General features: G+C 65.7%; 8 protein-coding genes. 5 read left to right on the top strand and 3 right to left on the bottom strand.

What is annotated here, in order from left to right; genetic code table 11:
- Positions 1-30 precede the first annotated feature (30 nt).
- Complete coding sequence (locus JYA75_RS07220) at positions 31-1,248, top strand: ABC transporter substrate-binding protein (RefSeq protein ID WP_203329825.1); 1,218 nt, start codon at positions 31-33, stop codon at positions 1,246-1,248.
- A 76-nt stretch (positions 1,249-1,324) separates the two neighbouring features.
- Here the strand turns inward: JYA75_RS07220 and JYA75_RS07225 are convergent, their stop codons facing one another.
- The gene (locus JYA75_RS07225; protein WP_203329826.1) at positions 1,325-3,259 is read right to left on the bottom strand and encodes an NAD(P)/FAD-dependent oxidoreductase; all 1,935 of its coding nucleotides are present in this window, start codon (positions 3,257-3,259) and stop codon (positions 1,325-1,327) included.
- Positions 3,260-3,965: 706 nt separating this feature from the next.
- Here JYA75_RS07225 and JYA75_RS07230 point away from each other — a divergent pair.
- Together JYA75_RS07230 and JYA75_RS07235 are read left to right on the top strand one after the other, a co-directional pair.
- Positions 3,966-5,168 (top strand): acyl-CoA dehydrogenase family protein, encoded by a 1,203-nt coding sequence (locus JYA75_RS07230; RefSeq protein ID WP_203329827.1) that lies wholly within the window; start codon positions 3,966-3,968, stop codon positions 5,166-5,168.
- Between the two features lie 159 nt (positions 5,169-5,327).
- Complete coding sequence (locus tag JYA75_RS07235) at positions 5,328-7,190, top strand: acyl-CoA dehydrogenase (protein ID WP_203329828.1); 1,863 nt, start codon at positions 5,328-5,330, stop codon at positions 7,188-7,190.
- 76 nt (positions 7,191-7,266) lie between these two features.
- Here the strand turns inward: JYA75_RS07235 and JYA75_RS07240 are convergent, their stop codons facing one another.
- The gene (locus JYA75_RS07240) at positions 7,267-8,814 is read right to left on the bottom strand and encodes an AMP-binding protein (protein WP_203329829.1); all 1,548 of its coding nucleotides are present in this window, start codon (positions 8,812-8,814) and stop codon (positions 7,267-7,269) included.
- Positions 8,811-10,958 carry an acetate--CoA ligase family protein gene (locus JYA75_RS07245; protein WP_203329830.1) on the bottom strand — a complete coding sequence of 716 codons (2,148 nt, stop codon included), beginning with the start codon at positions 10,956-10,958 and terminating at the stop codon, positions 8,811-8,813. The genes JYA75_RS07240 and JYA75_RS07245 overlap by 4 nt, the downstream gene beginning before the upstream one ends.
- Before the next feature lie 308 nt (positions 10,959-11,266).
- Here JYA75_RS07245 and JYA75_RS07250 point away from each other — a divergent pair, with 308 nt between their 5' ends.
- Both JYA75_RS07250 and JYA75_RS07255 read left to right on the top strand, forming a co-directional pair.
- On the top strand, positions 11,267-12,163 hold the full coding sequence (locus JYA75_RS07250) for an alpha/beta hydrolase fold domain-containing protein (protein ID WP_185713187.1): 897 nt from the start codon (positions 11,267-11,269) through the stop codon (positions 12,161-12,163).
- Positions 12,164-12,287: 124 nt separating this feature from the next.
- Positions 12,288-12,812, top strand: a complete 525-nt coding sequence (locus JYA75_RS07255; protein ID WP_185713186.1) for a flavin reductase family protein — start codon at positions 12,288-12,290, stop codon at positions 12,810-12,812.
- Positions 12,813-12,825 lie beyond the last annotated feature (13 nt).

The raw sequence follows: 12,825 nt of genomic DNA on the forward strand, positions 1-12,825 counted from the left end.
CTTGTGAAGAACACGATCCGAAGGTGCGTCGTGAGCGCGGCCGCCCTGAGCATGCTCGTCCTGGCGGGCTGTTCGGGAGCGCAGGAGAGCGAACCCGCCGCGGCGCCCGAGCTGACCGGGCCACCGATCGTCGTGGGAACGGTGTGTGGCTGTTCCGGTGTGTCCGCGCCGACCCACGGGCGCGTGGACGACGTCGCCCAGGCGTGGGCAGACAGCGTCAACGCTTCGGGCGGCATCAACGGTCATCCCGTGAAGATCGTCGTCAAGGACATCGGGCAGGAACCGTCGAAGGCGCTCGCCGCCGTCAAGAGCCTCGTCGAGGAGGAAGGCGCGGTCGCGATCGTCGGACCCATCACGGGAACGACCGGGTCGTGGCGCCAGTACGTGGAGGAGAAGGGTATTCCGGTGGTCGGGGGTGTGCCCTCCGACGGCACCTTCCTCGTCAGTGACGACTTCTACATCGCCGGGTCGCCGAATCCGGTGATCACCTACGGTCTGGTGAAACTGGCAAAGGAGGATGGGACCTCCAAGTTCGGTGTCGTGTACTGCTCGGAATCCCCGGTGTGCGCGGACTCCGATGCGCTGGCGGCGAAGTCCGCGGCGGACCTCGATCTCGAATACCTGTCCGTCAAGGCCGCGGCCGCCGCACCGAACTACACGGCCGTATGCCAGACCATGAAGAACGAAGGTGTCGACGGCATCTTCCTCGCCCACATCGCCAGCGTGGACGTGCGGATCGCGGAGGACTGCCACAAGATCGGCTACAAGCCCCAGTTCTACACCTCCGCAGGGGCACTCGGTAACGAGTTCGTGCAGTCCTCGGCGACGGACGGTGTGCTGTTCACCCAGTCCAACGCCCCGTACTTCGATCCGTCGGTTCCCGCCGTGGGGGAGGCGCACGAGATCCTCGACTCCCACTACGACGATCTCACCGAATCCGAACAGTTCTCGGCCGTCGCCTTCGACCAGTGGATCGCAGGCAAGCTGTTCGAGGCGGCCGCCGAGCAGGTACAGCTCACCTCGGACTCGACCGGCGCCGACGTCACGCGGGGACTGCGCGAGCTGGACGGGGAGACCCTGGACGGACTGGCACCGCCGCTGACCTATTCGGGAACCGCTCGGACCTATCCGACCTGCTACTACGTCGGTGAAATCCGTGACGGGGAGTTGAAGGCGCGCAACGAGGGAGAGACGGTCTGCCTCGACGAGACCGATCTGCAGTCGGAGCTGTTCGTCTCCGCCGGCTGAGAACACCTACCGTCGCTCGAACGGAACGGGCCGGATTCCCAGAGGGAATCCGGCCCGTTCGTGTGGTCGGAGCAGTTCAGCCGATGCGGCGCTTCGTCGCCGTGAAGTCCGCCGGATCGGGACGCTCGGTGCGGGCCCAGTAGTCGGCCACCGGCCACGGGGAGTTGGTGACGACCCGGCCGCGGGAGTTGCGGTAGTAGCTCGTCACGCCGTCCATCGCATAGACCATCGTCGAGTTCGCCTCGTCGAGTTCGGCGTTGTACCGCTCGTACGGTTCGGGCTTGCATTCCAGCGCCGCCAGATCCTCGGACACGAGCCGGCCGATCGCCTCGACGACGTAGCGCACCTGGGCCTCGGCGATCGTGATGTAGCTGCCGCCAGGCGGATTCGTGTTCGGCCCGTACAGGAAGAACAGATTCGGGAATCCCGGGGTGGTGATACCGAGATAGGCGCGCCCGTTGTCGTCGTCCCACATCTCGCGCAGCGAGGTGCCCTCGCGTCCGCGGATGTCCATGGGGAACAGGAACCGCTGCTGCTGGAATCCCGTGCACAGGATGAGGATGTCGATGTCGCGTTCCTCCCCGTCCGCCGTGACGAGTCCGGTCGGGGTGAGCCGCGCGACGCTGTCGGTGAGCAGTTCGACATGCGGCTTGCGCAGGGTGGTGAACCAGCCGTTGTCGATGAGAAGGCGCTTGCCGAAGGGCGGATAGTCGGGAAGGGTCTTGCGGCGCAACTCCTCGTCGCCTGCGGTCTGGTTGTCGAGATAGGCGGTGAGATAGGCGCGGTAGGCGTCGTTGAGGGAGCTGACGAGCTTGCCCTTCGTCTCGCGCTCCGGATCGACCGGCAGTGCGGCGTAGGTTCGCTCGGTGTAGAGCCAGTACAGCCGGAAGCGGTACCAGCCCCGGTAGAAGGGGATGTGGTCGAACAACCAGTTCTTGCTGTCGTCGGTCTGCCGGAAGTAGTTCTCGTTCGGGGCGATCCACTGCGGCTGACGCTGCAGGACGACCATGTTCTCGACCTGGTCGGAGATCGCCACCACCAACTGCATCGCACTGGCACCGCTGCCGACCACCGCGACGCGCTTGCCGCGCAGGTCGAGGTCCTCCGGCCACTGTGCGGAGTGGACGATCTCGCCGCGGAAGTCCGCAGCCCCCGCGAAATCCGGAACGTTCGGAGTGCTGTGCAGCCCGGCTGCCGTCACCAGCGCGCTCGCGCGCAGTTCCTGCTTCTCACCGTCGGGACCGGTGACCGACAGGACCCAGAGTTGTTCGCTCTCGTCCCATGTGGCCGTGTCGACCGAATGGCCGAACCGGATCCGATCGGTGATGCCGTACTCGGCGGCCACGTCCGAGACGTAGTCGAAGATCTCGTCGCGGCGGGCGAAGTGCTCGGACCAGTTCTTCGGACGGAAGGAGAACGAGTAGAGGTCGCTGGGGATGTCCACCCGTGCCCCGGGATAGCGGTTCTCCCACCAGGTGCCGCCGAGACGGTCGTTCCGTTCCAGGACGGTGTACGGAATACCGGCCTTCTCCAGGTTGATCGCGCAGGTCAGGCCGGAGATGCCGGCTCCCACGACGACGACACCGAAATCCTGTCGGTCGGAGCGGATCTTCTCACCGACGTCGGTGGGCGTGTAGGGGGCGAAACCGAGCTGCTCGGCGATCATCGGGGAGTAGCGTTCGGAGACGGGCTCACCCATGACCGTGCTCATCAACCGGGCGAGTTCCGTGCCGGTCGGTGCGGGGTGCGCGATCGGCTTGCCGTTGCACCAGTCCAGCACGGCGTCGGTCGCAGCTTCACGGATCTCGGCCTGGATCTGCGGGTCGAGACCGCCGTCGTTGTGTTCCTCGTACCCCTTGGTGGGTGTCGGAACATACGGGGCCGAGAGCCATTTCTCCTCGCCGGTCAATTGATAGAGGACGGGGAGCAGGCACGGGATGTTGCCTGCGGCGACGGCTGTGCGCACGGTATCGCGGTCGAGTGCGGGATCCGGGGGGATTGCCGGGCTCATATCGCGTCCTTCCGGTCGTGGGACGAAGTAGTGGTTCGGGCGGTCAGGAATCTTGAGGGATTCACGAAAGGTGCTCGAGAGGAGTCGTTTTCATCGAAGGTGACCCGTGGTGTCGCGGAGCGGCGAGCGCTCTCGGGTTCCGGATGCACTCTGTCCTGACGTGGTGTTAATCGTAACTATGGCGATGCGCGAGAGTCAATGGCACGTCCACTAGGGATATCTGGGTCTTTAGTTAGTCGCTGTTGTGGACTTGTGGCCGAATGTTGCGATGATCGAATCTGTGTGAGGACTCTGTCGCGAGATCGTTCGTACCTTAGTCGTTACTAACAGTACGGGCATGCATGCCAGTAGGAGGCGGTATTGACGCGGTGAATCCCTAGAGTTACGGTTCACAACCGTACCGGCTACCCGGGGCGCCGGGCCCGTACGAATCCCCTCTCGAAGGATCACTGTTTCCAGGGCGCGACTCCTTGCGCGCCGAACTCGCTGCGATGTGAGTATCGGTTATGCGCACGTACAACTAGGAAATGCGTCTACCTGGGAATTAGTACCTTGACATTAGCGGTAACTATGTTAGGTTGATCACACCGGAGCGCTTCGTGAATCTGCTTCGGGGGCTCCGTAGGGACCAAGAACGCCGGTTGCGTGGAAGACACTCGAATGGTGGGGCACGCCGCCGGATCACCTCCGCACGAAAGGCATGAACATGACCGAGACGCTGAGCCCGGAGACGGTCGCCAGTAGCGCCCGCGAAGCCGACTACCTCCAGCGCGCGCGTTCCATCGCACCTCTCATCAGGCAGGAAGCTGCCGCCATCGAGCGCGAGCGCACCCTCACGAAGCCGGTTGCCGACGCTTTCGTCGAACAGGGCCTCCACGGAATGCTGGTCCCGGAAGAGCTCGGCGGCGGAGGGCTGCTGCCCAGCGAGGGCATGCGGGTCTTCGAAGAAGTCGCGAAGTCCGACGCCTCGACCGGATGGGCGTGGATGGCCAGCGAGTGGGGCACCGCCGGTGTCATCGGATATCTGGCCCCGGATGTCGCGAAAGACCTTCTGAGCCGCGACGAGCCGTTCATCGTGGCCGGCCAGCTCCTTCCCCGGTACCCTGGCATCCAGGTCGAGGGTGGCTACATCATCGACGGCCGTTACTCGTTCGCGAGCGGCTCCGACCACGCGACGTGGGTCGGCGCCGGCTTCTTCGTCGCAGACGAGCAGGGGAACCCGATCCTCGGCGAGAACGGGCAGCCGCAGGCCCGTATCGCCCTGCTTCCCAGGAGCGAAGCGGAGTTCCACAAGAACTGGGAAGTCTGGGGACTCGCCGGAACGGGCAGCCACGACTACACGATCACCGAGAAGTTCGTCCCCGCCGAGCACACCACCCCGACATTCGGTGGCACGCCGACCCGCTCGGAAACGATGTACAGACTGACCAACGAGTTCGCCGGCGGTCTTCCGCACGCCCCCATCGCGCTCGGAATCGCTTCGCGTGCGCTGGAACTGGTGGCATCCCTGACCGCCGGAAAGGTCCGCCCCACCTACTCGGTGCCGGTGGGGGAGTCCGAGATCTTCCGGATCGACTTCGGTCGTAAGGAAGCCGAACTGCAGGCCGCGCGACTGTACTGCTACGACGTCGTCCGGTCGGCCGAGGATGCCGTGAACTCCGGCCGACCGATCACGCCCGAACACACCGCGCGCGCCCAGCAGATGCTCGCGTGGGTGCACGAAGTCTGCGCGGACGTCGTGACATTCGCTCATCGGTGGGGCGGCAGTGCGAGTATCGCCTCGACGAGCACGCTGGGCCGTTTCGTCCGCGACATGAACGTGGCGACACAGCATCTGCTCGTCGACCAGAAGATGCTGGCGGATGCCGCAACGGTCCTGCTGCCGATCTATGCGCAGGCCGAGGCCTGACCGATCGACCTCGCACCTCGAACCCGGACGACCCGTGTCGTGCGGCCGGTCTCCGGTGAACTCCGAACCCGGCGCACCACGGGTCTCCGGGTTCGGTGCGCTGTGTACCCCCGACCGGCCCACCATCGGGTGGGCCGACGAGTGTGAGAGGCACCCACGATGGGCCACTACAAGAGCAATCTCCGCGACGTGGAGTTCAACCTGTTCGAGCTGCTCGGCCGAGACCGCGTGCTCGGGACAGGCCCGTTCGAGGAGGTCGACCCCGAGACGGCGCGGATCGCGTTGAGCGAGGTCGACCGCCTCGCCCGCGAGGAACTCGCCACGTCGTTCGAGGATTCCGACCGCCACCCGACCGTCTTCGACCCGCAGACCCACACGGTCACCGTGCCCCCCTCCTATGCGGCGACCTACAAGACGTGGATGGATGCGGAGTGGTGGCGTCTACGTGTACTTCCCGAACTCGGTGGGACGAACGCGCCCAGCTCGCTGAACTGGGCCCTCGGCGAGTTCGTGCTGGGGGCGAATCCGACGCTGTGGACGTACGTGGGTTTCCCCACGGCAACCCGCGTGGTGTGGAAGCACGGGACCGAACGGGACAAGAGGATCGCCCGGCTGGCTGCCGAAAAGCATTGGGGCGCCACGATGATGCTCACCGAACCCGATGCGGGTTCCGACGTCGGCGCCGGTCGCACCAAAGCGACCCCGAACGAGGACGGAACCTGGAACATCTCCGGTGTCAAGCGATTCATCACCGCCGGCGAACACGACCTGACCGACAACATCATCCATATGGTCCTCGCTCGCCCGCTGGGTGTCGAAGGCGCGGGCGGACCGGGGACCAAGGGCCTGAGCTTGTTCCTCGTCCCCAAGTTCCATTTCGATCTCGAGACCGGTGAGCTCACCGGCGAACGCAACGGCGTGTACGTCACCAACGTCGAGAAGAAGATGGGCGTCAAGGTCTCGGCCACCTGCGAAATGACCCTGGGGGCGGACGAGCCGGCACGAGGCTGGCTCCTCGGGGAGGTCCACGACGGCATCAACCAGATGTTCGACGTCATCGAGGACGCCCGGATGATGGTGGGGTCCAAGGCCATCGCCACGCTGTCCAGCGGTTATCTCCATGCTCTCGAGTACGCCAAGGTGCGTGTGCAGGGATCCGACCTCGCCCGCTCGTCCGACCGATCCGCACCACGCGTGACCATTACCGCCCACCCCGACATCCGGCGATCACTCCTCACACAGAAGTCGTACGCCGAAGGACTGCGGTCGCTGGTGCTGTACACGGCGACCTGGCAGGACGAGATCGCGGTGCGCAGTGCGGCAGGGGAGGACACGACGCTCGCAGAAGCTGTCAACGATCTGCTTCTCCCGGTGGTCAAGGGGTACGGCTCCGAACGTTCGTGGACCGTCCTGGGCACCGAAACCCTCCAGACCTTCGGCGGATCCGGTTACCTCCAGGACTACCCGATCGAGCAGTATGTGCGCGACGCCAAGATCGACACCGTCTACGAGGGCACCACCGCGATCCAGGCGCAGGACCTGTTCTTCCGCAAGATCGCCCGGAACAGGGGTGCGGCATTCGGCCATCTACTGGGTGAGATCGCATTGTTTGCCGACGACGCCTCCGCCGTAACCGATCTTGCAACCGAACGAGACCTGCTGCTCGAGGCCACCGACGGTGTCCGGTCGATCGTGGAGACGATGACGTCCGATCTTGCCCGATCGAATCCGACCGTCCCCGACGGCGACGAACGCAACATCTACAAGGTCGGCCTCAACGCGACCCGGCTGCTGTACGCGCTCGGGGATCTAGTGGTGGCGTGGCTGTTGCTGCGCAGCGCCGCGGTCGCTCTGCGCACACTCGGCGGCGATGTCGATGCCGCCGACCGCGCGTTCTACGAAGGCAAGATCGCTGCGGCCCGCTTCTTCACCCGCAACATCCTTCCCCTGACGGTCGCGGAAGCACGGATCGCGTCCGACGTGGACGCCTCCGTCATGGACCTCGACGAAGCGGCGTTCTGACAGATTTTCTCCGAGAACACGCGATGCGCGCCCGATCCGATCGGGCGCGCATCATCGTGCGTGCGGGATGGGAGGGTCAGGACGGGCCGACGGCCGGCTCCGCTATCTGTGTCTCCCAGTACGGCGCTTTCAGCCGGCGCTTGAACAACTTCCCGGTGTCCTCTCGGGGCAAGCTCTCCTCGAAGATCACGACCTTCGGTGTCTTGAATCGGGCAAGGCGCCGTTCGACGTGGTGACGGACTTCGTCCTCGGTGAGGATCACGCCGGGGTCCGGTTGCACGTGGGCGGCCACGGCTTCGCCGAACTCGGGATCGGGGATCCCGAACACCGCCGCATCGGCGACCCCATCGAGGGCGAGGATCGCCGCTTCGATCTCGGCGGGATAGATGTTGACGCCACCGGAGATGATCATGTCGTTGCGGCGATCGCTCAGGTACAGATATCCGTCGGCATCCACATGCCCGATGTCCCCGACGGTGACGTAACCGTCGATCTCCATCCCGCGACGCTTGGCGTCGTCACCGAGATAGGTGAAATCCGGCCAGGCCGAGAAGGGCCGGAGGTAGATGTCGCCGTCCTCCCCGACGGGTGCATCGTGACCGTCGGGGAGGACGATGCGTACTGCGGCGTCGGACAACGGCCTACCGACGGTGCCCGGATGAGCGAGCCACTCCTCGCTCGTACAACACACGGCCGCACCGGATTCGGAGCCACCGTAGTACTCGTGCACGATGGGACCGAGCCAATCGATCACGGCACGCTTGACATCGGCCGGGCACGGCGCGGCGGCATGGACGACCGAGATCAGGGACGACAGATCGTACCGAGCGCGGACCTTCTCCGGGAGTTTCAGCAACCGGACGAACATGGTGGGAACGACCTGCAGATGTTCGATCCGACGTTCCTCGATCGTCCGGAGGAGACCCTCCGGATCGAACCGCGGCATGATCTCCACATTCATCCCCAGAGCGAACGCGAACTGGAACTGGGTGTTCGGAGCCGTGTGGTACATCGGAGCCGCGACGAGCGTCGACCGAGCCGTTCCGAACGCGAACGCCTCGACGACGACCTCATGCAGGGCCGCGACCTTCTCGGGCGGTGTCGGTCGTCGCAGGATGCCCTTGGGACGTCCTGTGGTTCCGGACGTGTAGATGACGCTCATCGGAGGATCGGTGATCCCGGTCGCGTGCGGTTCGTGAGCGGCGATCAGATCCTCGATGTTCGGGTACCGCCCCGACAACGGCGGGATGTCGGTGCCGTAGGCGTCGGCCAGGACCGCCGGGACCGGAACCTCGACGATCGTCGCACCGACAGGCAGTACCGACTCGACCTTCGGCAACAGGTCGGTGTGTACCAGCGCGATCCGGGCACCACTGTCGGTGAGCACGTGACCGAGGTCGTCGGTGTTGCCGTGCCAGTTCGCGGGAACGGGCACGGCGCCGATGGCGGCGCCGGCAAGTGTCGCCTCGACGAAGCCGATCTCGTTGCGCATTACGATGGCGTAGCGGTCGCCGTGCGCCACTCCCAGCGCGGACAGAGCCGCGGCGAGCCGCGACGCCCGATCGCGGACCTGTGTGTGGGTTCGGATGTCGTTGCCGCACCTGATCGTTGCGAGTCCGTTCATTGCCGCTCCTCCAGGTCGGCGCGCACGATGCACAACGCATCGACTGCGACGAGCCCGTCGTCGGTGACAAGAAGTGGGTTGATGTCCAGCGACTCGATCCAGCCGTGGCAGGCTGCAGCGAGGTTCCCGAAACCGACGAGCAGCTCGGTGAGCCGCTCCAGGTTCCACGGCGCCGATCCACGGTAGCCGTGCATCAATTTCAGATCGCGGAACTCCTCGATCAGCTCTTCCGCATCGGTCCGGGTCAGCGGTGCGGGACGTCCACCGACTCGCTCGAGGATCTCGACCAGGATGCCGCCGATGCCCAGGACCACCATGGGGCCGAGTTCGCTGCGACCTTCGATCCCTATCAGCAGCTCGCCCCTGGCGGCGGTCATGGGCTGGATCGCGACGACGTCGGGGACCTGGTGCCGGTGCGCGAGCTCGCGCATACGGTTCACCGTGTCCGCGAGGTCCGCGGTGTCGATGTTCAGGGCCACGGCGCCGAGCTCGGTGCGGTGTGGGACGTCGGCGAGCTTCACCGCATAGGGGCCGGCGAAGTCCGGAGTAGCGTGCCCGCCGGAGTCGACGGTGCAGTACGGGGCTGTCGGGATACCGAAACGGTCCAGTAGCTCCATGGCCTGCGAGAACGGAAGGAACCGCCGTCCATCGCCGGTGTCGATGGTGGGGACGGACGGAGGAGCGATCGGTGCGACGGGCTCGGCGAGCGGACGATGGGTGGCACGATCGCGCACGAAGGTGCCCATCGTGCGGAGACCACGGAGCGTGCCTCGAAGGCCGTACCCGAGGGCGACACTTCCGTCGTCACCGATCACTTCCCTGGCGAACGAGCCGACCGGACCGGCGCCGGCCGCAATGGCGACAGGCTTTCCGAACCGTCGCGCGGCCTGCGCGACGTCGTCGATGAGGCGACGGTAGACGGGGGAATCGTCGGTCTCGCCCCACATGTTCACGAACACGACGGCGTCCAGTTCGGGCGAGCCGACGTAGCGTTCGACGATGTCCGTCCAGAAGGTCGCACCGAAGCCGGTGGTGTCGAGGGGATTGGGGACGGTGATACCGGGGATGGTGGTACGCACCCACTCCGCGAGGTCGTCGAGGGGAGGCAGCGAGAGGCCTTCGGCCTCGGCGAGATCGTATGCCAGAGAGGCGAAACCTCCTGTTCCCGCCACGACCCCCACGCGTTCGACGGTGTTCCACTTGCCGGGGTCGAGTTGTCCGACGATCGAGAGGCGGTCGACGAGCTCCTCGAGGTCGTGTGCGAGCTGGATGCCCGCCCGGCGGAACGCCACGTCGTAGGCCCACGCGTTGCCGGCGAGTGCTCCGGTGTGCGAGGCAGCCATCTGCTGGGTACGGCTGCTGCGCGCGAGTTTGAGGGCCACGATCGGCTTGCCGGCGGCGATGCAGCGCCGGGCCGCGCGGAAGAACGCTTCGGGTCGGCGGATGCCCTCCACGATGAGACCGACGGCGGCGGTCTCCGGGTCGGAGGCCAGGAAATCGACGTAGTCGGCGATGTCGGTGGTCGCCTCGTTCCCCGCAGAGATGAGGCGTGAGATACCGATGCCGGTGCGGCGACCCGCGGTGACCGCGACACCTCCGATCATGGCTCCGCTGTGGGAGACGATCGATATGCCACCCGCGGGCGGGTGATAGTCGGCCGAAGCCGTCAGGTTGAGACTTCGGGGAACGCTGATGTAACCCAGACTGTTCGGGCCGACGAGGGCCATCCCGCCCCGATCCGCGGCGGCGACGAGCCTGCGCTGCAGGGACTCCCCCTCCTGCCCGACCTCTGCGAAACCGGCCGCGTAGATGACGAGTCCTCCGCAGTCGAGTTCGGCGCATTCCTCGGCCAGAGCGACGGTGCGCTCGGCGGACATCACCGACAACACGGCGTCGATCGGTTCACCGATGTCCGAGACGGAGCGATGGGTGGGCACTCCGAGAACGCTGGGTACGGTCGGATGGACGAAGAAGACCCGCGAGACACTGTCGAGCGTCGGGCGTATGAACGGGGCGACGGGGGACTTGTCGCTCAACCCGACGATCGCGATCGTCGAAGGATTGAGTACACGTTCCAACGACGACGTCGCGCGAGCATCGAGATGCTCTGCGCGGGAAGATTCGTCGTCCGAGATGAGGGTCATGGTCGGGGACCTCCGATCGAGAGGGGGACGTCTGGGTGGGGTGCCGGGGTACGGCTGCGCCGGACGGGAAAGGCGCCGATGCCGGTTGTGCGTCGGAAGGGGTGCGCAGGCCGCGAACCGGTGTCGGTGCGGACTGTGGCATCTACTCCTCGAAATTTAACACCGTGAACACTCGTTATGGCTAGATGTGCTCCCATCGCAAAAAAGTCCAGGGAAATGACTTCCATAGTTAATGGTAACTATGTAACATCGCTCACAACCCGACTTGATGCGGTGTCGGGAATCGAACTCGATCTTTCGGAGGATCCATGGCCAGGAGCGAAGCGCTCGTACGTGCCGAGAAGATGTGGGTGGAAGGCTTCCCCGACCCCGCGACGGCGACCGTCGACGATCTACGTGAGGCCTACGACCGGCTGTTCCTGCAGTTCCCCCTGCCCGAGGGGATCGAACCGGTCGAAGGTGAGGTCGGCGGCGTTCCCGTCCTGTTCGTCACCGCGGAAGGTGCGACGCAGGACAAGGTCCTCGTGTGGTTCCACGGGGGCGGTTACATCATGGGCAGCGCGCGTGGTTTCCAGGAGCTCGGCCACAACCTGTCACGGGCATCCGGCGTGACCGTCGTTCTGCCCGACTACCGGCGTGCGCCGGAGAATCCGTTCCCGGCCGCGCTCGACGACGGTGTCGCCGTCGTGTCGGCACTGGTCGCGCAGTACGGTGCCGGCAACGTCGCTGCCGGTGGGGACTCCGCCGGCGGTGGGCTCGCGCTCGCGGCTCTGACCGCGGTTCGCGACAAGGGTGAAAAGCTCCCTGTAGCAGCCGTGTTCATCTCGGCTCTGCTCGATCTCACGGCGAGCGGCAGCAGCGTCGACGAGTTCGACGGCCAGGACGTCGCGGTCTCGCGTGGGTCCATCGGAAACGTCGGCGAGGCATATCTGCAGGGCCACGATCCGAAAGACCCGCTGGCATCACCGGTGTTCGCCGAATTGCACGACATCCCGCCCGCACTGTTCCTGGTAGGTTCCCGCGAGGTCCTTCTGGACGATTCGCGTCGGGCCGCGGCAGGGATCGTCGAACGCGGTGGCTCGGCGAGCGTGTCCACCTACGACGACATGGTCCACGTGTGGCCGTTGTTCTCCTCGATTCTTCCCGAGGGTATCCAGGCCGCAGACGAAGCCGGAGCGTTCATCAAGAAGAACCTCGGACTCTGACGGTCCGGCACCAGACCCGCGGGTGCCGTGCTGACGGCGCGGCACCCGCGTTCCAAAGATCGGGTCGGGGGCGAACATCTCTGCCTCCTCCCACCCCGACCAGCGCACACGAAAGGCACCCGACATGGCCGAACGACAACTCGACGACCTGGCGATGCGATTTCGCGACGCTATGGCTGCGGTGTGCACGCCCGTCGCGGTGGTGACGGCGATGGACGGTGAACGTCCCCACGGCACGACGGTCAGTGCGTTCGCCTCGTTGTCGATGTCGCCGCCGTCGGTCCTCGTCTCCCTCGATCACGGTTCGGACCTGTTGGCCCTCGTTCTCCGCACGGGCACCTTCGGAATGAACGTCCTGGGCAGTGCCCAGTCCGCGCTTGCCGCGCAGTTCGCCCGCAAGGGCACCGACAAATTCGACGGGGTGTCCTGGAGCGTCGACCGGGGAGTGCCGCGCCTGGCCGATGTCCCGCACTGGGTCGCAGCGGAGGTGATGGACACCGTCGATGCCGCCGACCACACCGTCGTATTCGGCCGGGTGGTGCAGGTCGTGAGCGCGGAGATTCCACCCCTGACCTACCACGCACGGGTATTCGGGACCCACGCAGCGCTTCCCGAGACTGTTACGACGATCGGCGGGGCGCAACGATGACACATGCGGAACG

Source organism: Rhodococcus sp. PSBB066, assembly GCF_017068255.1.
Taxonomy (GTDB): domain Bacteria; phylum Actinomycetota; class Actinomycetes; order Mycobacteriales; family Mycobacteriaceae; genus Rhodococcus; species Rhodococcus aetherivorans.